Source organism: Flavobacterium sp., assembly GCF_031537875.1.
Lineage (GTDB): Bacteria > Bacteroidota > Bacteroidia > Flavobacteriales > Flavobacteriaceae > Flavobacterium.
The window spans coordinates 393,579-415,930 of record NZ_JAVKNB010000010.1 but is presented as its reverse complement, the minus strand read 5'-3'; the positions used below and the strand labels follow the sequence as shown (position 1 = coordinate 415,930).

The window sequence follows — 22,352 nt, the reverse complement described above, 5'->3', positions numbered from 1 at the left end:
CGCCTAATCCCGACGGAAAAGAAATTTCTTTAAAAGAGAGTTTAGGTAAAATCACCATTGTTGATTTTTGGGCTTCTTGGTGCGGTCCTTGTCGCAAGGAAAACCCAAACATGGTAGCCATTTACAAGGAGTTTCACTCCAAAGGGCTTAACATAGTTGGTATTTCTTTAGATAACGAAGCTAAGGCTTGGAAAACAGCAATTGCAAAAGATCATTTGAATTGGACGCAAATCTCTCACCTCAAACAATGGGAAGAGCCTATTGCAAAACAATACCAAGTTGAATCTATTCCAGCAACTTTCATCTTAGATGCTTCTGGAAAAGTAATTGCAAAAGACTTAAGAGGTACTGATCTACGCAACAAGATTGCTGAACTTTTGGCTAAATAAAGCTTACAACTAGTGAAAATAAAAAAATCTCCCAATGGGAGATTTTTTTATTTTATTCAATACCAATAGATTAAAAATAATAGCAAAATTAAGTACTATTTTAATTTGCAAACATCAAAACTGTTTATATATTTGCAACCGCTTAGACAAACAAAACGGCCTAGTCTAGGAAATGGGGAGATACTCAAGCGGCCAACGAGGGCAGACTGTAAATCTGCTGTGAAAACTTCGCAGGTTCGAATCCTGCTCTCCCCACAAATTACCAATGACCTTAATTTATTTTAAGGTCATTTTTTTTTGACTTCTAATGAAGCACCCATTTTATCTTCTTAACCCCTACTGTCCCGCTATTCGCTATATCCCCTAGCGGGGGATGCCACTGTTATCGGGGCTAGAATACCCGTTTATTTTTTCAGTACAAAAAAAGCAACCGAAGTTGCTCTTTTAAAATTGTTTTTGTTTGTAGGCACGGATTGACTTCTTTAGTTCACTTTATTCGTGTGCAAATCCGAGCTATAGTGTTTCAATTGCCACGCGAAAGGATTCGCGCGGGAGCGGGGGGTTTATCTATGTTAGCTACTGACACACCTCATGAAAGGATTAGTGCGGTAGCGAGGAGTAGGTACAATTAGTCTTACAAATTAATTTGTACTACAGTAGTTAACTTCATAACTTGTTCATCAAGAATTCCATTAAAATGATTTATTATATATTCTTTTTCGTATAATTCAAACGGGTCAGAAACCAGATAAATATCATTTTTACCGTTTGGATTTACAATATAATAGAGAGCTACATTGTTTGACTGTGAATTATATTCAAGTTTATCCAAGATGTTATAAAAATCCTTTTTATCCATATTTTCATAAAACATTTTCATATTTGAATCTGTAAATTCAAACGACTTAATATGGTATACTCTAGAATTACCTAAATCTATTTCTTTTGGTATAACCTGTTTAAAAATTGTGTAAAAAGGATTCTCTTTCTTTTTAAATATGTTGTATAAAAATTTCATATTAACTTCTATTATGTACTAAAATTTCATTTGCAAAAAAATCGTGATTATCCCCGCTCCCGCGCGAATCCCTTCGCGTGGTTATATAATTCAAAAAGCCCTCAGCTACCGAGCGAAATAAAATTCGACAAAGTAAATCCTTTCGCGTGGTCTTTAAATTACTACAATTCTTTCTACTCAAAGTCTCCTGACTTTGAGCCAACTCAAAACAAATATAACGAAAATTATTTCAGAGGAATGACAATTCAAAAAAGCAGTACGAAAAGTATAAACGAACTACACCCAAGAACATTCCCAATCCAACGTATTGTTGTACCACAATTGCCCTTGAGCAACTTCCAAAGGACAATCAAAATTATTCGTATACAAAGCACCCGTACCTAATCCTTGTGGCATGATATTGTGTTGCAAAAAAGTCCATTGTGCAATCGCATTTAAACCAATATTGCTTTCTAAGGCCGAGGTAATCCACCAACCTATTTGGTGTTTTTCGGCTAACGAAATCCACTCTTGTGTCCCTCGAAATCCGCCTACAAAACTAGGTTTCAAAATGATGTATTGCGGTCTTATTTTTTGTAATAACGCTTCTTTTTCAGTTAAGCCAAAGACACCTATCAACTCTTCGTCTAAGGCAATTGGAAAAGGCGTGGATTTACACAGTTCTGACATCCTGTCAGTATTATTTTTAGCAATAGGTTGTTCGATACTATGTAATTTAAATTCAGCTAATTGATGTAGTTTATTTAAAGCTTCGTTTTTATCAAAAGCACCATTGGCATCTACTCGTATTTCAACTTGTTCAGCGGTAAAATTAGCTCGAATAAACCGTAATAAATGGAGTTCTTTTTCAAAATCTATAGCGCCTATTTTCAATTTAACACATTGAAAACCTGTCGCTAATTTTTCCTCAATTTGTTCTTTCATAAATGACTCTTCTCCCATCCAAATCAAGCCGTTAATTGGAATCGATTTTTGACCTGGTGTAAAAGCCGAAGGAAAAAGCAAAAAGGGCGTTTCGCTATTCAGCGATTGGAACGCCATTTCTACTCCAAATTGTATCGAAGGGAATTCCAAAAGCGCTTCCCAAAGTTGGTCTTTACCCAAATGAATATTGGCACAAGTCCAAGCTAATCGCTCTTCATAATCGGGACGATCATCACAACTCAATCCTCGAAGTATACCGCACTCACCTATACCTTTTTTACCGTTATGTTCTAGAACAATAAACCAGGTTTCTTTGTCTGTCATTACGCCTCTAGAAGTACCTGAAGGGCGTTTGAAGTGAAGAATGTATTTGTGATAGGTTGCTTTCAAAGGAAATTATTCTAAAATTTTTAAAATAGCATTAAAATCATCGTTTTGAATTCCTGCTTTATGGAAAGCTTCAAAATCCAATTTTGTTTTTTGCACCCAACTCAAACTGTCGTTCACGTTTTGATTCAAATACGTCTTGTGGATTGATTTAGCTGATTTGTAATTGCCATTTAATAAATAGGCGTGTGCTAAATTCAACTGAATTAACAATTCTGTCGCATCTAATTGCTCGCCTTCTTTAAGCACTTTTAACGCTTTTCCGTATTGTTTGGTCAACAAATAATAATATCCAAGGGTGTTGTAATCCAAAACAGCTCCTTTGCCATTATTGATTATAATGTTCATTTTAGCAATTGCAGCGCCGTAATTCCCTTTTTTAGCTAAAATGGTAGCTTGGGAACGCAAATCAGCATTCATTGTATTAGAAGCGCCTGTTTCGTTAAAACAAAGCGTTCCAAAATCTTTGAAAGCTTTAGCACGTTCTTCATTCAGTAATTTCTGAAACTCTTGAAACGTATATTGCGCTTGGATTTTATCTGAAACACAAACGCAAAAATCATTTGAATTGGGCATTTTTTGCGCCAAATTAGACGTTTTACACTGGTCGATTATGGCTTTGCGATTTTCTTTGGTCCATCCTCGGCTCAGTTTGTAATTTACCCAAGGAACGACTTCCAATACAATTTTCTGATTCATGATCCAGTTTTTACTTTCAAACCCAAACCACAATACATTGGAATTCGCATTCGATTTCAAACAAGCTGATTTATCCATTGACAAACGCTTAGCGTCTTTGCTTACTGACTCGTCTTGTATCAAACAAGCTTCGCTAGTATTTCCAGTAGTCGCGTATTTTGTTGCCACATCCGATTTAGAAAAAATTGCATACTTGCACTTATCATCTCCAGAAATTTTAGATAATAGAAAAACCGCCCCTGCGGAACCTTGACTAATACCTGTTGGATCTGGAATCGCCTTCAATACCGAAACCAAACTATTCGCCATTTGTTGGTTTTTATCCAATAAAGTAATGCGATAAATCAGTTCGGTCGTTCCTGTAGGCAAATCGTCAATCTGAATTAAAATACGATCACGTGCCGAAACCACTACTTCTTTGGTAGTAGAACGTTCTTTGTCCCAATAGCCGTCTTTTTGAGCAAACAGCACCGGTAAAGTCATAAAAAAGAAAAAGAGTAAACTTATTTTTTTGAACATATCTTAATTTTCAAGAGTAGCACCTTAGATTGTATTTATAATTCAATACTATCACCTATAGGCAACAACATTAAATCTTTTCCTTTTTGAAAAAATTGACGTAGCGCTTCTTCGTGATTGATTTTGATATATCCAAAAGTATCATAATGCATTCCTAAAACTTTGTCGCATTCCACAAAATCCGAAGCTATGATTGCATCTTCCACATCCATGGTGAAATTATTACCAATAGGTAAAATAGCTAAATCCAATTGCGTACGCATTGGAATCAGTTTCATATCCATTGTTAAAGCGGTGTCGCCAGCGATATAAATGTTTTTATGTTCGCCTTCGATTACAAACCCTACCGAATTTCCACCATAAGTTCCATCTGGAAAAGAAGAAGAATGGACCGCATTGACCATTTTTAGTTTGCCAAAATCAAAAGTCCAACTCCCACCATGATTCATCGGATGTGTTGCAAATCCTTTATTCCCATAATAGGTTGCAATTTCAAAATTAGCGACTATAGTAGCATTGGTTCGCTTTGCAATAACTTCCACATCTGCAATATGATCGCCATGTGCATGCGTTAGCAAAATAAAATCTGCTTCCAAAGTAGCAATATCAATACCTCCTGCTAATGGATTCGGTGAAATATATGGGTCTACTAAAATGTATTTCCCTGCCACCTCAATTCCTAAAGCCGAATGTCCGTAATACGTTATTTTCATCTCTTACGAATTATTTACAATTAGATCCGAAAAAAAGAAAATCATACACAAGGCTAGCAAAACGGATAGCGCAAATGTACTCAATGCTACTTTTTTTAATTCAGGGTCTAATAATTTGGAATTTTGATTATTATAAACAGTTATTACATGCTTCACTAAAGGAATATAAGCCAAAAAAAACAAGTATTGATCAAAATGAAAATCACTTAAAATAGCAAAGATCAAAACCAAAACCATCGCTCCTACAACCAAAAAATAATGGTATTTTTTAGCGTTTTCAATTCCCATCTTTACTACCAACGTATTCTTTCCTGATTTTTTATCTGAAGCAACATCACGCATATTATTCAAATTCAGCACCGCTACACTTAAAAAGCCAATTGCCGTAGCTGGCAAAATTAAAATAGCATCCAATTGTTTGGAATACAGGAAATTAACCCCAAGCGTACTCACTAATCCGAAAAACACAAACACAAATACATCTCCAAAACCACGGTACCCGTAAGCAGAATTACCCACCGTATAACGTATTGCTGAAGCTATCGCTAAAATTCCTAATACTAAATAAAATAAGGAATAGCCTAAATTATGTGCTCCAAAAGCCAAGTAAATCAACACAATAGCCGACAATAATGTCAATCCTGAAGTCAAGATAATAGCACGTTTCATTGCTTGAGGTGTGATAACTCCACTTTGAATGGTTCGTTTAGGCCCCACTCGGTCTTCATTATCAGTTCCTTTCATTCCATCGCCATAATCATTGGCAAAATTAGAAAGGATTTGCAATCCTAAGGTCGTTAAGATAGCAAACGCAAAAAGTCTCCAATTAAATACTTCGGTTGGAGTCAACACATTATCCGTTGGATTAGCCAACGCATACATACTCCCTACAATAATTCCAGAAACCGATAAGGGCAAGGTTCTCAATCGAGCAGCTTCTATCCAGTGTTTCATTTTTTTGTTTATAAGTTTAAAAAAATAGGCTAATAAAGTTTACACATGTAATGCTCAACTTAAAAACCCAATTACGGCAACCATTTTTTCTCGAAATTCGGTTTTCTTTTTTCCAAAAAGGCATTTCTACCTTCTGTAGCTTCTTCCGTCATATAAGCCAAACGAGTCGCTTCGCCTGCAAAAACTTGCTGACCAACCATACCATCATCTGTTAAATTCATGGCGAATTTCAACATTTTGATAGACGTTGGTGATTTAGCCAAGATTTCTTGCGCCCATTCGTAAGCCGTATCTTCTAATTCGTCGTGTGGAATAACCGCATTAACCATTCCCATTTCATACGCTTCTTGTGCCGAATAATTACGACCTAAGAAAAAGATTTCACGGGCTTTTTTCTGTCCCACCATTTTGGCTAAATAAGCAGAACCGTATCCCCCGTCAAAACTGGTAACATCGGCATCCGTTTGTTTAAAAATAGCGTGTTCTTTACTCGCTAAGGTCAAATCACAAACCACGTGCAAGCTATGACCGCCACCTACAGCCCAACCTGGAACAACACATATAACAGCTTTAGGCATAAAACGAATCAATCGTTGCACATCTAAAATATTCAATCTATGGTAACCGTCTTCCCCCACATAACCTTGGTGTCCGCGCGCTTTTTGGTCTCCTCCACTACAAAAAGACCAAATTCCGTCTTTTGAAGAAGGTCCTTCGGCTGAAAGTAAAACCACGCCTATCGAAGTATCTTCTTGCGCATCATGAAAAGCTTGTAATAATTCAGAAGTGGTCTTAGGTCGAAATGCATTACGCACATCTGGACGGTTGAATGCAATTCGCGCTACTCCATTGCATTTTTTATAGGTAATATCTTCAAACTCTCTAACGGTTTGCCAATCTATTTTACTCATGTTTCTTTGATTTGAGTGTAAAAATAAGTCATTTTTTATATTCTCTACTAAAAAGAAAACTTAAAGTTCGTGGTTCAATACAAAAAAAGGCAACTCAATAAAATGAATTGCCTTTTGGTAATGATATACTATTTGAAATTACTCTTTAACCAAGTAAATTCCGTCGTCTTTAATTTCGATTAATTTGTCTTTATATAAAGCGCCGATTGCTTTTTTAAAGGTCTTTTTACTCATCTTTAAGACCGTTTTAATATCTTCTGGATGCGAATTATCATTCAAACGTAAAAATCCACGACTTGCTCTCAATTCATCTAAAATTTTCTCCGCATTCGGTTCAATACTTTGATATCCTTGCACTTGTAACGCAACATCTATTTTATTATCAGGACGAATGTTTTTGATATAACCTCTCATTCGGTCTCCAGTACGAATACTATCATCATACACTTCATCTTTGTACAATAACCCTTTGTGTTGTTCATTGATAATCACATTGATTCCGATTTCAGTGATGTGGGAAACAATCAAATCCACTTCTTCTCCTTTTTCAACCGTTAAATGATCGTTACTTAAAAATTGATTGGTCTTACTTGAAGCCACCAAACGATTGGTTTTTTCGTCCATGTACAAATACACCAAATAGCGTTTCCCTTTTTCCATTGGGCGCGCTTGCTCTTTAAACGGAACTAAGATATCTTTTTCCATTCCCCAATCCATAAAAGCACCTATTTGATTGATGTAATTGACACGCAAAAGCGCAAATTCATTCAATAAAATATAAGGCGCTAAAGTAGTGGCAACGGGGCGTTCTTCGTGATCTAAATACACAAAAACAATTAACTCCTCTCCTATTTCAAATTCGTTTGGAACGTATTTATTAGGTAAAAGAACATCGTGAACTCCTTCAGGATCTTTTTCGGGATTTCCCAAAAACAAACCTACTTTGGTATCCCGTAATATGGTAAGCGTATTGTATTTTCCTATTGCTAACATTTCTTCAATTCTAAAGTGCAAAGGTACGAAGCGATTTTGAATATTCGGACTATTACTTAGAAACAAAAAAAGAGCGTTAATTTTTCTGAATTCCTTTTCGTGTACTCTTTATAAAAATAACTATTTTTGCGGTCTAATTTTTTAAACCATGCCAAACAAAAAATACAAAATTGCGGTCATTCAATTGAATCTGAATGATGTTGCCGAAAACAACTTGAAGAAATGTTTGAGTTGGGTTCGCGATGCAGCAAGTCAAGGTGCTGAAGTGATTTCGCTTCCGGAATTATACAGCAGCCATTATTTTTGTCAGAGTGAAGATGTAGATAATTTTGCGCTAGCAGAACCTTTATACAGTACTTCGTTTATTGCGTTTAGCGCATTAGCCAAAGAATTAGGTGTGGTAATTATTGTTCCTTTCTTCGAAAAAAGAATGGCGGGAATTTACCATAACAGTGCTTATATTATTGATACGGACGGTTCAGAAGCTGGTTTGTACCGAAAAATGCACATACCCGACGACCCTCATTTCTACGAAAAATTCTATTTCACACCAGGTGATTTAGGCTTCAAAGCCTTCCGTACCAATAAAGGAAAAATTGGAACCTTAATTTGTTGGGACCAATGGTATCCGGAAGGAGCCCGTTTAACCGCTTTGCAAGGTGCTGAAGTTTTATTTTACCCAACTGCAATTGGTTGGCATCCACTAGAAAAAGAAGAGTACGGAGTCAATCAACACGGCGCTTGGATGAACGTAATGAAAGGTCACGCAGTAGCGAATGGCGTTTATGTTGCAGCTGCTAACCGTATTGGTTTAGAACAATATTTACCTGATACTGCTGGAATCGAGTTTTGGGGATCTTCTTTTATTGCAGGACCACAAGGAGAAATTTTGGCGCAAGCCTCACACGATAAAGAAGAAATCTTAATTTCCGAAGTGGATTTGGATTTACAAGAAAATGTACGTCAAAATTGGCCTTTCTTTAGAGACCGCCGTATTGATGCATTTGGAGATATTACAAAAAGAGCCATTGATTAAAAATTGGTATAAATAAAAGAAATCCTCACATTTTTTGTAAGGATTTCTTGTTAAATTATCTTACTATTACTTAGCCAATACTGAAATTTAAACCTAAAAATTATAATTTTACTTTACTTCCAATCTCTTCTTAAAACTAAAATAATAGTTTATACCAAAGCCAATTACATTTTTGGTAGAAAATTTTGCAGTTCCATTGTGCCTTAAGCTATTCAAAGCACTTCCCATATCTATTCCATTATAATATAAATTCAGAGCGAGCGTATCGTAATTATTTGAAACCCCTACATCAATTCCAATTCCAATTCCTAATGAATGTTCCCATTTTGTAATTATTTCTTTCTCTTCAATAGATTTAGACAAATTGGATTGGTTTATTGTTGTATAATTTCCAGTAGCCTCAATTTTAGAAATAGTATATCTTGGTAAAATCAGGAAATGTCCCGTTCCTTTTTCATTATCAGAATCGCCAATAGATATCTTTGGACAGAAACCATAATTGATAGCCGAGACTTTTTTAACAAAAAAGTTAGACAAATTACCTTGACTGTCACGAATCTCAACATCTTGTAATGTCCCTATATGATAATTAATTTCTATTTCAGGCTTCAAAAAAGAAGTGATTTTGAATTCAGTTCCTATCTTTGCTCCTAGAAAAGTAGAATTATTGAAATCATTGTCCAAATAAACTCCTAATCCTGTAAAAGCTCTAACACGCTGTGCATTTGTATTTAATGATACTACAAGTAATAAAAAATAAAAAATATATTTCATAAACAATTTATTTCCCGATTACCCAACCTAAAGTAATATTTAAAATTGGAGCTCCCATTTTTTCTGATCTAAAATCATAATTAACACCCGTGTTAAAATTTATATTAAAATTGCGCTTGAATGTTTTTTGGAATCCCCAAAGAATTGAGGCTCCAGTAGTTGATTCATAATAGCCATTGTTCGAATTTGTCGAAACTGACTCAAAAATATGATAGCCTCTTACTCCTACATAACTTCCAGAATTTTTATAAATCGATTTCCCTTTTTTATTTCTAATATCAAGATTATAGTAATTTCTAAATTCTTCTGCTAGTGTAGGTAAAAAATGCCACTTTGGACCTGAATTACTACTTCCATTAATTGCAAATCCAGAAAACAATGTTGTGTTTAAAGTGTTTTTGGGACTTATACTTCGTTCATAAACTATACCTGGTAATACCAAATTAACTTTAAAAATAGTAGTTGTTGAAACCGAACTACTATCTTGAGCTTGTAAAGTTGATGTTATAATACAAATTAAAATTAGACTTATTATTGATTTAAATTGTTTCATGTAATTTATTTTTTAAATTAAAAACTTATACCAATACCCATTCCGTATGATCCTCTATAAATTAGAGTACTTGGATTTTCATTAGCTATATCTCCTATCAAAGGTCTTGATTCATCAAGTCTCAAGAAATTTTGCTCTTTAAAAAAACTTAAATTGATATCATAACTTTCATTTCTAACAATCGGAATACCCATCCCAAAACGAGCATTTGTTCCCGAATTAAATTGATTCTTAATTAGACTTGTTTCAGAAGTAAGAGAACCGTATGCATAGAGTCCGAAATCTTCTGAAAAAAAATATTTTAAAATAACCCCTAGTTCAACCATCGAAAAATTGGGTTTATTATATCTTTTCAATCCAGTAGCGAGTCCTAAACTAAAACGATTGAAGATTTTATAATTAATTGTACCAGTTAATCCAAATGCTACAGCATTTGGATTAATATTGGTTATAGCACTATATTTAGTATTAGAATTATCGTAACCACTATAATTGTAATCTAATTTACCGTGTTTAATCAATTCTAAATCAGAGGTAAAATACCATCTGCTATCAGAATCTTTTTTTTGGGAATACCCACAATTATTAACTAAATAAAGGCACAATACTAGAAATATATTCTTTTTCATATTATTTAAGATTTTTGTTAGCTCTACTACCCTTCCACGTGCTACCCATACGTGCTAAACCATAAAAATCTAATTTATAATCGGTATAATCTCTAAAGTTTCCTGAATTAGAAGTTTTTAGAGAAAAACTACTTAGATTCGTTTGAAAACTACCGTCCGTTGTATAACTAATTAAAATCTCCTTTGTTTGACTGTCAAAAGTTCTCTTAACTATATTAGTGTTTTTTGATTTATATTGTTCTCCAAAATAAATAACTTCAACTTCGTATTGATTTTTTTGATGAGTTACTACAAAATCTTTTTTAGAATTTAAGGACTTCCCCAAATAATCCAAACCTAATTGATATAGTTGTTTAATATTATCTTGACTGTTTATTTGAATATTAGGATTAGGCAATTGACGTATATAAATGTTTAGAATATTATCATTTCCAAATTTAAAAAAAGGGAGCTCTGGTTTACCCGATAAATTTACTAAACTATAATAACCACTATTATTTTTCATTTGATAGTTATTGTTGTACATATAAACATTGGGTGTATAAGTTGTATTATCTGGAAAAGGATTATAAGATTCTATTTTAGGTTGTGGAAAATTGAATTTTAAATATACCATATTTATACCTAAATAAATCTCATCTGCATCAGATGCCCACCAAATCCAAAGAGTTTTAACTTGAGTTCTAACTTGAACTCCAATCGAATTATATACTCCCCAATTTTGATTCCAAAACTCGGTTTTAATTCGATGCCTGCTATCAAAAGAGTCAATACAAGATAAATTGGTGCCAAATAAACTTTGAAACCAGCTGGTATCCCCCAATTCACATATAGGTAAACTATTTATTTGATTTTGTAATTGTTGTTCAGGAGAAATTTGTGGTATTGGAATTTGTGGCATTGGAGTATCCGGGTAATTACTACCACAAGATGGAACATCTGGATTTATATATCTTGTTATTTTAGAATTAACTTCAGTATATCCTCCATTATTTTGTGCCAATTCACAAGGGTCAATTAGGCGAGCTGTTTTTGATTTGTTGGTAATATTATTTAGTTTTAAATAATCATATAGGGCTGTTGAATCTTTCAATTTCACAGAAAGTGTTCCTACATCTTTAACAATTTTATAGAGAGAATCACCTACGATAATTTCATTATTTTGATTTACAACTGCTGCAAAATAAGGGTCTGAAATACTATTATCTTCTTCGGGATCTGTGGTAGTTTTTGAAGTGATTTTTGTTAGAGGTTTCTTTGCTAAAAATTCATTCTCTAAAATAGTTACTAGTTCATTATTTTTAATATTAACCATAGGTTTACTTGAACGAAAACCATTTTTATAATATTTTTCGAAAAATTTTTCTGCAAGTGTAATATCTACATTTTTTAATTCCTCCATTTTTGAAGATAGTGAAGATTTGGAAGGAAAAGCAAAACGACCATTCACAATTTTAAATTCTTCATTTACTAAAGAATTTTCAATTTTTTCATTTTCACAACTAGAAAATGAGAGACTAACAATTACTAGTATCAATAATTGTATGTGTACAAAAATTGCACACATATTTGAATATGTTTTCATTAAGGTTGGGTATTAAGGTTTGAGATCTATATTTAAGTACTATTCTTAGGAGTATCAAATTTAATGACACTCCCCTACTACTCAAATAGTAATACTGGTTTATTCCTAATTGTTTCCATAATCTAAGTAAATAATAAATTCAACTTTTTTGTTTTTTAATAGATTACTAAACTACAAAATTTTATAACTCAAAAACGTAGAATTTTAAATATTCTTCTTTCTATTTTTTATTTACTTTTGCGTTCTTACAAATAGAACTTATGAGCACTCCTAACAGACGTTTCCCTGCCGAATGGGAAAAACAAGAAGGTATTTTACTTTGCTTTCCACACAATGGAAACGATTGGCCTGGTAAGTACGAAGCCGTTCAATGGGCTTTTGTGGAATTTATCAAAAAAGTAGCCGCTGTAGAAAAAGTGTTTTTGGTTGTTGCTGATAACAAACTACAACTAAAAGCAACTGAAATGTTGGAAAGAGCGCATGTTCAGCTTAAAAATGTTTCTTTCATCATTCATAAAACCAATCGTTCTTGGATGCGTGATTCAGGTCCCATCATTGTAAAAAATGGTTCGAAAAGAGAAGCACTGAATTTCAACTTCAACGGTTGGGCAAAATATTCCAATTTTCAATTGGACAAACATGTCCCAAGTAAAGTAGCTGATTTTTTAAACCTTCCTTTAACACAAGTTACTTATAAAGGGAAACCTGTAATTGTAGAAGGAGGCGCTATTGATGTGAATGGAAAAGGAACTTTATTGACTTCTGAAGAATGCTTGATGCATCCTTCGATTCAAGTGCGTAATGCTAATTTTACTAAAGCCGATTATGAAGCGGTTTTTAAAGAGTATTTAGGAGTTACGAATGTGATTTGGTTAGGCAACGGAATTGAAGGGGACGATACTCACGGACATATTGATGATTTGTGCCGTTTTGTACACGAAGACACGATTGTAACCATTGTTGAAGAAGATAAAAATGATGCGAATTACCAACCGCTTCAAGATAATTTAAAGCGTTTGCAAAATGCCCAATTAGAAAATGGTAAAGCACCAAAAATCGTTTGCCTACCTATGCCAAAACGTTTGGATTTTGAAGATTTACGTTTACCTGCTAGTTATGCTAATTTCTTGATTTTAAATCATTGCGTTGTAGTTCCTACTTTTAACGATAGTAATGACCGAATTGCCTTGAACATACTAGCAGATTGTTTCCCTGACAGAGAAATCATAGGAATTAGTGCCACTGATTTTATTTGGGGATTTGGAACACTGCATTGCTTGAGCCAACAAATTCCTTCTTAAGAATAAAAATTATTACAAAAAAAACGACTGATTACTCAGTCGTTTTTTTTGTAAATCCTATACAGAATTATTGTTTTTTAAATGGTATTTTTCTGCCATCTGCTAGAATCATATCAAACCCTGTTTGAGCTTCATTGAATTCCAATTGCAATCCAGCACGTTTCGATTCAAACTTGTTTTTACCAATTGGTGTCAAATTGAATTTTGGATAATTCGTAATTTCCACATTCAAAGCACCATTTTTCTCTGTAATTACAAATTTAACCGGAGCTTTATCATTAGTATATGTCCCTAAAAATCCGTCTAAGATTACATCTTCTTCTACTTTTCCTTTTTCTGCAGTCCAAACATTATTAGATTCATTTACATCTGGAAATACATGGTCTGGATCTAGAGTAATACTTTCAATTGGTTCAGTAGAATTGTGCTTGAAAGACCATTCTACATTACGTTGCCAAATTTCAACAGGTAATTTCACACGAGTTACTTTACCACTTTTAGTTTTAACATCTAAAACAATTGGCATCGGCATTTTTTCAAAATTCTCAATATTGATTATGATTCCTTTAGCAGGATCATTTTTGATGTATTTAATCGAATTAATTCCTTGGTCAAAACGCCAATTGTATTGGAACCATCCTCTCCAAAACCAACTTAAATCTTCTCCTGCTACGTTTTCAATTGTTCTAAAGAAGTCATCTGGAGTTGGATGTTTAAAAGCCCAACGCTCCACATAGGTTCTAAATGCCAAATCAAAACGTTCCGGCCCTAATACTTGCTCTCTTAAGATAACCAAACCAGAACTTGGTTTAGAATAACATAAAAGCCCAATATTAGCTTCTTTCATATTATCCGGAGAACTCATTATAGTTTCTAAATCAGGACTTGTGTAACGTTCTGCATTTTTATGCATATCCGATTTTTCTTCTTTGTATTCCCCATTATTAAAATCAACTGAACTCAATGAATTAATAAAAGTATTGAATCCTTCGTCCATCCAAGCAAATAAACGCTCATTAGACCCTACTACCATTGGAAACCAGTTGTGACCAAATTCATGGTCTGTAACTCCCCAAAGACTTTCTCCTTTTGATTCCCATCCACAAAAAACAATTCCTGGATATTCCATTCCGCCTTCGTTACCCGCAACGTTAGTCGCTACTGGATAAGGATATTCAAACCATCTTTTTGAATAATTTTCGATGGATGTTTTAGTATATTCTGTAGAACGACCCCAAGCAGCATTACCATCACTTTCTACTGGATATACAGATAAGGCTAATGATTTTTTCCCACTAGGCAAATTAATTTTAGCTCCATCCAAAATGAAGGCCGCAGAAGATGCCCAAGATAAATCACGTGCATTTTTAATCTTGTAATGCCATGTTTTAGTTGCTAAAGAAGGGCTTTTTGCCAAAGCATTTACTTCATCAGCTGTACGAATCAAAACTGTTTTATCACTCAATTTAGCTTGAGCCAAACGTTTTTGTTCTTCTGAAGAGTATACTTCGGTTGGATTCACTAATTCACCAGAACAAACCACAATATGATTTGCAGGGGCTGTTATGTTTACTTCTAAATCACCGTATTCCAAATAAAATTCAGACGCTCCTAAATACGGATTAGTATTCCAACCTCTTACATCATCATACACACACATTCTTGGATACCATTGAGCAATCGTAAAAATCTTTCCGTTTTTAGTTTCCAAAACTCCCATACGGTCTGATCCTTCAAACGGAGCGATAAAAGAAAAATCAATTTTAATTTTAACTACCCCACCTTTAGCATTCAATCCTTGTGGAAGGAAAACTTGCATTCTGGTGTCTGAAATAACATATTTAGCCGCGACTTCAGTTGTTTTTCCATTTGAAGAAGTAACTATTTTTACTGCTTTGATTTTATGCCCACCATCAAAAATTTGACCTTGAGCTCCATTACGACTTCCTGAAATAGGTACTACTGCATTTCCACGAGAATCCGCTTGAAATAAATTCTGATCCAAATTCATCCAAACAAAATTCATTTTATCAGGACTATTATTGGTATATGTAACAACTCCTGAACCTGTAATCTCATTTTTTTGCTCGTCTAATTTGGCTGTCAATTGATAATCAGCTCTGTTTTGCCAATACTCATGACCTGGTTGCCCATTAGCTGAACGCGTATTGGTTCCATTTTTCGTATATAAAAAAGGCGCAAAAGCATCGTGGTAATCGTAATTAGATTTAGGTTGAACCAAGCCCGTTTTAGTTTGATCTTGTGCCCAAATCGTCGAAATACTGAATAAAAAAGTCAATCCTAAAATGACTTTGGAACGTATGTTTTTCATTTGTCTAAAATTTTTTATCACAAATAAATGAAAAAAAAGCAGATTTTAAACTAAGTCAAAGCAAATATGTTTGAAAAACGAAATAACCATTCGAGTTTTACAATATATCCTTTTATATTTACCATTTAAAAATAAAAAGCAAATGGCTATCATATCCCTGTCCAACCATGAAATCAGTATTCAAATTAAGACCCTCGGAGCAGAACTGTGTTCGCTAAAGAGCAACTCAAACAAAGAATACATTTGGGAAGGCAATCCTGATTTTTGGGGTAAACATTCGCCAGTTTTATTTCCTATTGTTGGCACCTTAAAGAACAATACTTTTATTCATGACGAAAAAGAATATCATTTGTCTCGACATGGTTTTGCACGTGATATGGAATTTACATTGGCTGAAAAGAAAGAAAATAGTGTTACTTTATCCTTAGAATCAAATTCAGAAACCCTACTACATTATCCTTTTGAATTTGAATTGCAAATCCAATATACTTTAGTAAACACTACTTTAGAAATTAACTATTGCGTAATTAATAAATCAGACAATCGTTTTCCTTTTTCAATTGGAGCACACCCTGCTTTTTCTTTACCAGGCAATTTTGAAAATTATGCCCTTGCTTTTGAAGAAGTCGAACCTTTAGAATATACCTTACTCGAAAATGATTTAGTTTCTTCGCAAACAGAAATTATTAAAAGTAATAACAACACTATTCCTCTTTCCTATGAATTATTTCAAAGAGACGCTTTAATTTTCAAACATTTACAATCCAATTCACTCACTATTATTAAAGAAGAGAAACCTATTCTAAAAGTACGCTTTGAAGACTTCCCTAATTTAGGAATTTGGACAAAAATAGGTGCGCCATTTCTTTGTATCGAACCTTGGTTTGGTTACTCTGACACCACTGAAAGTAATGGTAATCTTTTTGAAAAAGAAGGTGTTATTGTTTTAGAAGCAGACGCTACTTTTCAAGCAAAATTTAGTATAGAAATCCTTTAAAAAATATTCATGTTAGAATTTAATTTTTCTCCCTTCCCGAATCTCGAAACCAATCGTTTGAATTTAAGACGTCTTAAATCTGAAGACGTTAATGAAATTCTTGTCTTGCGTTCTAATCCTGAAATTATGAAGTTCATTCCTAGACCACTAATGAAGACTAAGGAAGAAGCACTTGAATTCATTTCGGTAATGGATACCAATGTAAACAACAATAATGTTGTCAATTGGGCAATAACTACCAAAGAAGAGGATAAATTGATCGGAATGATTGGCTTTTACCGCATGAAACCCGAAAACTACAGGGCTGAAGTAGGTTATATTTTGTCGACGGAGTTCCATGGACAAGGCATCATTACTGAAGCTTTAGAAAGAATTATTCAATTTGGATTTGATGAAATGAAATTGAATTCAATCGAAGCGGTGATTGATCCTGAAAATTATGGTTCTGAAAAAGTGCTTTTGAAAAATAATTTTGTAAAAGAAGGACATTTCAAAGAACATACCTTTTTTGAAGGCAAGTTTCTAGACAGTGTTTTTTATTCTTTGCTAAAGAAAAACTACTAAGTTCCATTTAGTTTTGGAAGTGTTTTTACATACAAATCTTCCACTTTTTTTCTAGCCCAATCGGTTTTACGCAAAAAAGTCAAACTTGATTTCACACTTGGATTTTCGTTAAAACACTTAATTTTAATTAATTCGCCAAGAGTATCAAAACCATAAAATTGAACTAATTGTTCTACTATTTTTTGGAGTGTAATACCATGAAGCGGATCTTTTGAAACTTTGTTTTCCATTGTGCAAATATATCTATATTAGAGGTCTAATAAATCAAATAGTAAAAAAATGAAAAAAATTATAGCGATTGTATTGTTGTTTTGGATTCAGTTCAACTTCGGTCAAAGTCAAAATACTACAACAAATTATTATTTTATAAGACATGCTGAAAAAGCGGATAGTTCTAAAAATCCAGATTTATCAGAAAAAGGTTTGGAACGAGCACAAGAATGGCAATTGCTTTTCTCTGAACTATCGTTTGATGCTATTTATTCAACTGATTTTAATAGAACTATTCAAACCATTAAACCTATTTCAGCAAAACAAAACAAAAACTTTACCCTATATAATCCTAAAACTATTGATATTGAGACATTCAAAAAAGAGACTTTAGGAAAAACAATTTTAATAGTAGGTCATAGCAACACAATTCCTAATATGGTCAACCAAATCATTAATCAAAACAAATACAAAGACATCGAAGATAGTATTTTCGGAAACTTATATATTGTTACTATAACAGGGAATCAAATTCATTCACAATTGCTTCACGTCAAATAATAAATATACTTTGCCTTTATATTTTTTCTTTTTTATCCTACTTTTGTCACACTATGCTAAAAACAGTCAACATACTTAATAAAAGAGCGCGTTTTGATTATGAAATAATTGAAACTTATACGGCTGGAATTGTTTTAGCTGGTACCGAAATCAAATCGATTCGTTTAGGGAAAGCCAATATTACAGAAAGCTTTTGTGAATTTAGTAACAACGAACTTTTTGCTATCAATACTTATATCGAAGAATACGCTTTTGGTAATCAATTCAATCATAAGTCCAGAAGTGAACGAAAACTACTTTTAAACAAACGAGAATTAAAAGGACTCGCTCGAAGTGTTCAAGCTAAAGGATTGACTATTGTGCCTTTAAAATTATTTACCAATGAAAAAGGAATGGCTAAACTTGAAATTGGTCTTTGCCGTGGTAAAAAGACGTATGATAAACGCGAATCGCTAAAAGAGCAAGATACTAAACGTGATTTAGATCGAATTAAGAAAGCTTTTTGATAAAAAGTTTTTTTTATTCAAAAATATGACTAAATTTGTCATGACAAAATAAATATCAAGTAGAGATGAAAACACTAATCAAAAATGCAAGAGAACTAAAAGGACTCAAAACAAGAGAACTGGCTCAACTATTAGGCATTGATCAAGCATTGATTAGCAAGTTTGAATCGGGTACTCGCAAACCTACTAAAGAGCAAATTGCCAAAATAGCTTCTGCTTTAGATATGGATTACGAAACCTTAATGGTGGCTTGGCTTAAGGAAAAAATACTATATGAGATAGGTCATGATGAATTTGCCTTAAAGGCATTGCAAGTTGCCGAGGAAGAAATACGATATGTTGCCAAAAGTACTCCTAATACCATATCCAAAACGTTAGAATCCATTTTGGCACAGATTGATATTTTAAAAGCAAAACTTGACACATTTCGTCAATTTGATAGTTATCGAATTTCACAAGCATTAGAGCTTGAATATACTTTTGAAAGCAATCGAATAGAAGGCAATACGATGACGCTTAGAGAAACTGATTTAGTAATTAATGAAGGTTTGACTATTTCTGGAAAAAGTATGCGTGAACATCTTGAAGCTATTAATCATCAAGAAGCCATTGCTTTTATTAAAGAATTAATGAACAAGAATACCTCTTTGATAGAAAGAGAAGTTTTGTCTATTCATAATCTTATTTTAAGAGGAATACATCCTGAAGATGCTGGTCGCTATAGAAAAGTTCAAGTCATGATTAAAGGAAGCGCACACATGCCGCCTCAACCTTTTTTAGTAGCCAAAGAAATGGAAGATTATTTTATTTGGTATGAAACCAATAAAAATAAATTACACCCAATAGTTTTAGCTGCTGAAATGCATGAACGTTTGGTTACCATTCATCCTTTTATTGATGGAAATGGAAGAACATCTAGGTTAGTAATGAACTTGATTTTGTTGCAACATGGTTATGTAATTGCTAATATAAAAGGCGATTACGAAAATAGAATGCATTACTATCAAGCCTTAGAAACTGCTCAAACCCAAAACAACAAAGAAGAGTTTATCTTATTTGTTGCTCAAATAGAAAAAGAAAGTTTAGAGCGTTATTTGGAAATTATTGGTCAATAAAAACCCCGCAAATTAGCGGGGTTTTCTTTTAATTTTTATCTTCTAAAAGTGGTACAAATCGGAATTCGCCAAATTCATGTTTTTCAAACTGGGTTTCGTTTTTTCGAATTAACATCGTCATAGTCTGAACTTCTTCTCCTAACGGAATAACTAATCTCCCACCTATTTTTAATTGTGCCATCAAAGGTTTTGGTATTATTGGAGCCCCTGCTGTAACAATGATACTATCATACGGCGCATGTAACTCTAATCCTTTGTAACCATCTCCAGAAGCAAAATACTTTGGACGAATTCCTAATTTAGGTAACAAAACTGATGTTTTTTTAAACAATTCTATTTGACGTTCTATAGTATATACTTTGGCTCCCATAGCACATAAAACAGCCGTTTGATACCCCGAACCAGTTCCTATTTCTAATACTTTATGTTCTTTTTGTACTTCTAATAATTGGGATTGAAAAGCTACGGTATAGGGTTGGGAAATAGTTTGTCCTGCTCCTATTGGAAAAGCTTTGTCTTGGTACGCATAATCTTCAAAACTAGAGTTCAAGAACAAATGTCTTGGCACTTTTTTAATTGCTTCAAGTACATTTTTATCCGTTATGCCTTTTTGCTCTAAAATGCTTACTAACTGATTACGAAGTCCTTGATGTTTAGCCGTGTCTTTCAAAATTTGGGTTTTACTTTCGGTAAAAGTAACAAAGAATTTTTAATTCCAAATAGCGATTTTTAAATTAAAATTGAACAAATAATTGTCCTTTTCACTTAATGAATTAATCAATTTATTGCTATTTTTGTACAAACTACATTATTATGCTGAAAATTGGAGTATTAGGTGCTGGTCACTTAGGTAAAATACATTTGCGTTTATTACAACAATCGGAACAATACGAATTGGTTGGTTTTTATGACGAAAATCAAGAGAATGGAGCTAAAATTGCAGCTGAATTTGGATACAAACAATTTGATACCATTGCTAAACTAATTCACGCTGTAGATGTAATTGATATTGTAACTCCTACTCTTTCTCATTACAAATGTGCCAAAGTTTCCATCAAATCAGGAAAACACGTTTTTATCGAAAAACCAATTGCAACTACTGTTGAAGAAGCTGAAGAAATTATTGCTTTAGCTAATGAATACAACGTAAAAGGTCAGGTGGGTCATGTGGAACGTTTCAATCCCGCCTTTATCGCTACCAAAAATATGATTGAAAACCCCATGTTTATTGAAACACATCGTTTGGCTGAATTCAATCCAAGAGGAACTGATGTTCCAGTAGTTTTAGATTTGATGATTCACGATATAGATGCTATTTTAAGTGTAGTGAATTCGAAAGTTAAAAATATTAATGCTAGTGGAGTTTCTGTTATTAGTGAAACACCCGATATTGCGAATGCTAGAATTGAATTTGAAAATGGCTGTGTGGCGAATTTAACCTCTAGCCGAATTTCGATGAAGAACATGCGCAAAACCCGTTTCTTTCAAAAAGATGCGTACATCTCTGTAGATTTCTTAGAAAAAAAATGCGAAGTAGTCAAAATGAAAGACGCACCAGAAGTTCCTGGAGATTTTGATATGATTTTACAAAATGCTGAAGGAGTAAAAAAACAAATCTATTTTTCTAATCCCGAAGTACACCAAAATAATGCCATTTTAGACGAATTAGAATCTTTTGCTGATGCTATCAACAACGATACAACGCCAGTTGTAACATTGGAACAGGCCACTAATGCCTTACGAGTAGCCTATCAGATTATTGATTCAATGGAAAAATAACAACATACCAAATGAAAACAATCGCTGTAATTGGAGCAGGAACAATGGGCAACGGAATTGCGCATACTTTTGCTCAAAAAGGTTTTACTGTCAAATTGATTGATGTTTCTGAAAAAGCATTAGACAAAGGCATGAACACTATTGCTACTAATTTGGATCGAATGCTGACTAAAGGAACTATTTCGCAGGAAGATGTTGCCAAAACTATAACTAATATTATCACCTATACCGATTTAAAAGACGGTGTAGTAGGTGCTGATTTGGTTATCGAAGCAGCTACAGAAAATGTTGATTTAAAATTATCTATTTTCAAGCAATTGAATGAGGCTTGTGCTCATAATACCATATTAGCAACTAATACTTCGTCTATTTCGATCGCGCAAATTGGAGCTGTTGTAGCGCATCCTGAACGTGTTATCGGAATGCACTTTATGAATCCGGTGCCAATTATGCAATTAGTAGAAGTGATTCGTGGCTACAATACCAGCGACGAGGTTACTCAAATTATCATGTCACTTTCGGAAAAATTAGGTAAAACACCAGTTGAAGTAAACGATTACCCGGGCTTTGTAGCTAATCGAATTTTGATGCCAATGATAAATGAGGCCATTGAAACTTTGTACAACCAAGTGGCAGGTGTTTATGAAATTGACACTGTAATGAAATTAGGTATGGCTCACCCGATGGGCCCCTTACAATTAGCCGATTTTATAGGATTAGATGTTTGTCTTTCTATCCTAAATGTGATGTATGACGGTTTTAAAAATCCAAAATATGCGCCTTGTCCATTATTAGTCAATATGGTTCGTGCCGGAAAATTAGGAGTGAAATCAGGAGAAGGGTTTTACAATTATGCAGAAAGCAAAAAAGCAGAAAAGGTAGCTGCTCAATTTATTTAATACC

The 22,352-nt window shown here is 33.6% G+C and carries 23 protein-coding genes, 1 tRNA gene and 1 pseudogene; 11 read left to right on the top strand and 14 right to left on the bottom strand.

Features of this window, described 5'->3' with window-relative positions; genetic code table 11:
- Positions 1-2: 2 nt before the first annotated feature.
- Positions 3-389, top strand: a pseudogene (locus RMR09_RS07085) (peroxiredoxin family protein); the annotation flags it as partial.
- Between the two features lie 174 nt (positions 390-563).
- Positions 564-644, top strand: a tRNA-Tyr gene (locus RMR09_RS07080).
- A 379-nt stretch (positions 645-1,023) separates the two neighbouring features.
- Here RMR09_RS07080 and RMR09_RS07075 read toward each other — a convergent pair.
- From RMR09_RS07075 to RMR09_RS07045, 7 genes are all read right to left on the bottom strand, one after another.
- On the bottom strand, positions 1,024-1,407 hold the full coding sequence (locus RMR09_RS07075) for a hypothetical protein (RefSeq protein ID WP_310595098.1): 384 nt from the start codon (positions 1,405-1,407) through the stop codon (positions 1,024-1,026).
- Between the two features lie 276 nt (positions 1,408-1,683).
- A complete protein-coding gene (locus RMR09_RS07070; RefSeq protein WP_310595097.1) occupies positions 1,684-2,721 on the bottom strand; it encodes an o-succinylbenzoate synthase in 1,038 nt (345 codons plus the stop codon).
- A 6-nt stretch (positions 2,722-2,727) separates the two neighbouring features.
- Positions 2,728-3,936, bottom strand: coding sequence for a tetratricopeptide repeat protein (locus tag RMR09_RS07065; RefSeq protein ID WP_310595096.1), 1,209 nt, complete (start codon positions 3,934-3,936; stop codon positions 2,728-2,730).
- 35 nt (positions 3,937-3,971) lie between these two features.
- Positions 3,972-4,649 (bottom strand): metal-dependent hydrolase, encoded by a 678-nt coding sequence (locus RMR09_RS07060; protein WP_310595095.1) that lies wholly within the window; start codon positions 4,647-4,649, stop codon positions 3,972-3,974.
- A gap of 3 nt (positions 4,650-4,652) precedes the next feature.
- Positions 4,653-5,603, bottom strand: coding sequence for a 1,4-dihydroxy-2-naphthoate octaprenyltransferase (gene menA / locus RMR09_RS07055; RefSeq protein WP_310595094.1), 951 nt, complete (start codon positions 5,601-5,603; stop codon positions 4,653-4,655).
- A gap of 71 nt (positions 5,604-5,674) precedes the next feature.
- Positions 5,675-6,514 carry a 1,4-dihydroxy-2-naphthoyl-CoA synthase gene (locus RMR09_RS07050; RefSeq protein ID WP_310595093.1) on the bottom strand — a complete coding sequence of 280 codons (840 nt, stop codon included), beginning with the start codon at positions 6,512-6,514 and terminating at the stop codon, positions 5,675-5,677.
- A 138-nt stretch (positions 6,515-6,652) separates the two neighbouring features.
- Entirely contained in the window at positions 6,653-7,507 is an 855-nt protein-coding gene (locus tag RMR09_RS07045; RefSeq protein ID WP_310595092.1) for a S1-like domain-containing RNA-binding protein, read from the bottom strand.
- A gap of 148 nt (positions 7,508-7,655) precedes the next feature.
- Here RMR09_RS07045 and RMR09_RS07040 point away from each other — a divergent pair, with 148 nt between their 5' ends.
- Positions 7,656-8,543 (top strand): carbon-nitrogen hydrolase, encoded by an 888-nt coding sequence (locus RMR09_RS07040; RefSeq protein WP_310595091.1) that lies wholly within the window; start codon positions 7,656-7,658, stop codon positions 8,541-8,543.
- Positions 8,544-8,651: 108 nt separating this feature from the next.
- Here RMR09_RS07040 and RMR09_RS07035 read toward each other — a convergent pair whose 3' ends face one another.
- The 4 genes from RMR09_RS07035 to RMR09_RS07020 are packed head-to-tail and all read right to left on the bottom strand — an operon-like array spanning position 8,652 to position 12,084.
- Complete coding sequence (locus RMR09_RS07035; RefSeq protein WP_310595090.1) at positions 8,652-9,317, bottom strand: hypothetical protein; 666 nt, start codon at positions 9,315-9,317, stop codon at positions 8,652-8,654.
- A gap of 7 nt (positions 9,318-9,324) precedes the next feature.
- Positions 9,325-9,870, bottom strand: coding sequence for a DUF3575 domain-containing protein (locus RMR09_RS07030; protein ID WP_310595089.1), 546 nt, complete (start codon positions 9,868-9,870; stop codon positions 9,325-9,327).
- Positions 9,871-9,887: 17 nt separating this feature from the next.
- Positions 9,888-10,499, bottom strand: a complete 612-nt coding sequence (locus RMR09_RS07025; protein ID WP_310595088.1) for a hypothetical protein — start codon at positions 10,497-10,499, stop codon at positions 9,888-9,890.
- A gap of 1 nt (position 10,500) precedes the next feature.
- Positions 10,501-12,084 (bottom strand): hypothetical protein, encoded by a 1,584-nt coding sequence (locus RMR09_RS07020; protein WP_310595087.1) that lies wholly within the window; start codon positions 12,082-12,084, stop codon positions 10,501-10,503.
- A 260-nt stretch (positions 12,085-12,344) separates the two neighbouring features.
- Between RMR09_RS07020 and RMR09_RS07015 the strand changes: the two genes are divergently transcribed.
- Positions 12,345-13,385, top strand: a complete 1,041-nt coding sequence (locus tag RMR09_RS07015) for an agmatine deiminase family protein (protein WP_310595086.1) — start codon at positions 12,345-12,347, stop codon at positions 13,383-13,385.
- Positions 13,386-13,452: 67 nt separating this feature from the next.
- On the opposite strand, the gene RMR09_RS07010 is transcribed toward RMR09_RS07015, so the two are convergent.
- Positions 13,453-15,717, bottom strand: a complete 2,265-nt coding sequence (locus RMR09_RS07010) for a M1 family metallopeptidase (protein WP_310595085.1) — start codon at positions 15,715-15,717, stop codon at positions 13,453-13,455.
- Positions 15,718-15,859: 142 nt separating this feature from the next.
- Here RMR09_RS07010 and RMR09_RS07005 point away from each other — a divergent pair, with 142 nt between their 5' ends.
- Together RMR09_RS07005 and RMR09_RS07000 are read left to right on the top strand one after the other, a co-directional pair.
- Positions 15,860-16,714 carry an aldose 1-epimerase family protein gene (locus RMR09_RS07005; protein WP_310595084.1) on the top strand — a complete coding sequence of 285 codons (855 nt, stop codon included), beginning with the start codon at positions 15,860-15,862 and terminating at the stop codon, positions 16,712-16,714.
- Between the two features lie 9 nt (positions 16,715-16,723).
- Complete coding sequence (locus RMR09_RS07000; protein WP_310595083.1) at positions 16,724-17,278, top strand: GNAT family N-acetyltransferase; 555 nt, start codon at positions 16,724-16,726, stop codon at positions 17,276-17,278.
- Here the strand turns inward: RMR09_RS07000 and RMR09_RS06995 are convergent.
- On the bottom strand, positions 17,275-17,508 hold the full coding sequence (locus RMR09_RS06995) for a VF530 family protein (RefSeq protein ID WP_310595082.1): 234 nt from the start codon (positions 17,506-17,508) through the stop codon (positions 17,275-17,277). The genes RMR09_RS07000 and RMR09_RS06995 overlap by 4 nt on opposite strands.
- 49 nt (positions 17,509-17,557) lie before the next feature.
- Between RMR09_RS06995 and RMR09_RS06990 the strand changes: the two genes are divergently transcribed.
- The 3 genes from RMR09_RS06990 (at position 17,558) to RMR09_RS06980 (ending at position 19,670) form a co-directional block, all read left to right on the top strand.
- Positions 17,558-18,049, top strand: a complete 492-nt coding sequence (locus RMR09_RS06990; protein ID WP_310595081.1) for a phosphoglycerate mutase family protein — start codon at positions 17,558-17,560, stop codon at positions 18,047-18,049.
- A 53-nt stretch (positions 18,050-18,102) separates the two neighbouring features.
- Positions 18,103-18,555 (top strand): SsrA-binding protein SmpB, encoded by a 453-nt coding sequence (gene smpB / locus RMR09_RS06985; RefSeq protein ID WP_310595080.1) that lies wholly within the window; start codon positions 18,103-18,105, stop codon positions 18,553-18,555.
- 65 nt (positions 18,556-18,620) lie between these two features.
- Positions 18,621-19,670: a Fic family protein gene (locus tag RMR09_RS06980; protein ID WP_310595079.1), complete on the top strand. Its 1,050-nt coding sequence runs from the start codon at positions 18,621-18,623 to the stop codon at positions 19,668-19,670.
- Between the two features lie 28 nt (positions 19,671-19,698).
- On the opposite strand, the gene RMR09_RS06975 is transcribed toward RMR09_RS06980, so the two are convergent.
- Positions 19,699-20,340 (bottom strand): protein-L-isoaspartate(D-aspartate) O-methyltransferase, encoded by a 642-nt coding sequence (locus RMR09_RS06975; RefSeq protein WP_310595078.1) that lies wholly within the window; start codon positions 20,338-20,340, stop codon positions 19,699-19,701.
- Positions 20,341-20,483: 143 nt separating this feature from the next.
- On the opposite strand from RMR09_RS06975, the gene RMR09_RS06970 reads away from it, so the two are divergent.
- Both RMR09_RS06970 and RMR09_RS06965 read left to right on the top strand, forming a co-directional pair.
- Positions 20,484-21,449, top strand: coding sequence for a Gfo/Idh/MocA family oxidoreductase (locus tag RMR09_RS06970; protein WP_310595077.1), 966 nt, complete (start codon positions 20,484-20,486; stop codon positions 21,447-21,449).
- Between the two features lie 11 nt (positions 21,450-21,460).
- The gene (locus tag RMR09_RS06965; protein WP_310595076.1) at positions 21,461-22,348 is read left to right on the top strand and encodes a 3-hydroxyacyl-CoA dehydrogenase NAD-binding domain-containing protein; all 888 of its coding nucleotides are present in this window, start codon (positions 21,461-21,463) and stop codon (positions 22,346-22,348) included.
- Positions 22,349-22,352 lie beyond the last annotated feature (4 nt).

What these genes read in the sequence shown, in the direction of transcription:
- RMR09_RS07075 (WP_310595098.1), bottom strand. Translation starts at nt 1,407, where the DNA reads ATGAAATTTTTATACAACATATTTAAAAAGAAAGAGAATCCTTTTTAC.
- RMR09_RS07065 (WP_310595096.1), bottom strand. Translation starts at nt 3,936, where the DNA reads ATGTTCAAAAAAATAAGTTTACTCTTTTTCTTTTTTATGACTTTACCG.
- RMR09_RS07060 (WP_310595095.1), bottom strand. Translation starts at nt 4,649, where the DNA reads ATGAAAATAACGTATTACGGACATTCGGCTTTAGGAATTGAGGTGGCA.
- menA (WP_310595094.1), bottom strand. Translation starts at nt 5,603, where the DNA reads ATGAAACACTGGATAGAAGCTGCTCGATTGAGAACCTTGCCCTTATCG.
- RMR09_RS07050 (WP_310595093.1), bottom strand. Translation starts at nt 6,514, where the DNA reads ATGAGTAAAATAGATTGGCAAACCGTTAGAGAGTTTGAAGATATTACC.
- RMR09_RS07045 (WP_310595092.1), bottom strand. Translation starts at nt 7,507, where the DNA reads ATGTTAGCAATAGGAAAATACAATACGCTTACCATATTACGGGATACC.
- RMR09_RS07040 (WP_310595091.1), top strand. Translation starts at nt 7,656, where the DNA reads ATGCCAAACAAAAAATACAAAATTGCGGTCATTCAATTGAATCTGAAT.
- RMR09_RS07035 (WP_310595090.1), bottom strand. Translation starts at nt 9,317, where the DNA reads ATGAAATATATTTTTTATTTTTTATTACTTGTAGTATCATTAAATACA.
- RMR09_RS07030 (WP_310595089.1), bottom strand. Translation starts at nt 9,870, where the DNA reads ATGAAACAATTTAAATCAATAATAAGTCTAATTTTAATTTGTATTATA.
- RMR09_RS07025 (WP_310595088.1), bottom strand. Translation starts at nt 10,499, where the DNA reads ATGAAAAAGAATATATTTCTAGTATTGTGCCTTTATTTAGTTAATAAT.
- RMR09_RS07020 (WP_310595087.1), bottom strand. Translation starts at nt 12,084, where the DNA reads ATGAAAACATATTCAAATATGTGTGCAATTTTTGTACACATACAATTA.
- RMR09_RS07015 (WP_310595086.1), top strand. Translation starts at nt 12,345, where the DNA reads ATGAGCACTCCTAACAGACGTTTCCCTGCCGAATGGGAAAAACAAGAA.
- RMR09_RS07010 (WP_310595085.1), bottom strand. Translation starts at nt 15,717, where the DNA reads ATGAAAAACATACGTTCCAAAGTCATTTTAGGATTGACTTTTTTATTC.
- RMR09_RS07005 (WP_310595084.1), top strand. Translation starts at nt 15,860, where the DNA reads ATGGCTATCATATCCCTGTCCAACCATGAAATCAGTATTCAAATTAAG.
- RMR09_RS07000 (WP_310595083.1), top strand. Translation starts at nt 16,724, where the DNA reads ATGTTAGAATTTAATTTTTCTCCCTTCCCGAATCTCGAAACCAATCGT.
- RMR09_RS06995 (WP_310595082.1), bottom strand. Translation starts at nt 17,508, where the DNA reads ATGGAAAACAAAGTTTCAAAAGATCCGCTTCATGGTATTACACTCCAA.
- RMR09_RS06990 (WP_310595081.1), top strand. Translation starts at nt 17,558, where the DNA reads ATGAAAAAAATTATAGCGATTGTATTGTTGTTTTGGATTCAGTTCAAC.
- smpB (WP_310595080.1), top strand. Translation starts at nt 18,103, where the DNA reads ATGCTAAAAACAGTCAACATACTTAATAAAAGAGCGCGTTTTGATTAT.
- RMR09_RS06980 (WP_310595079.1), top strand. Translation starts at nt 18,621, where the DNA reads ATGAAAACACTAATCAAAAATGCAAGAGAACTAAAAGGACTCAAAACA.
- RMR09_RS06970 (WP_310595077.1), top strand. Translation starts at nt 20,484, where the DNA reads ATGCTGAAAATTGGAGTATTAGGTGCTGGTCACTTAGGTAAAATACAT.
- RMR09_RS06965 (WP_310595076.1), top strand. Translation starts at nt 21,461, where the DNA reads ATGAAAACAATCGCTGTAATTGGAGCAGGAACAATGGGCAACGGAATT.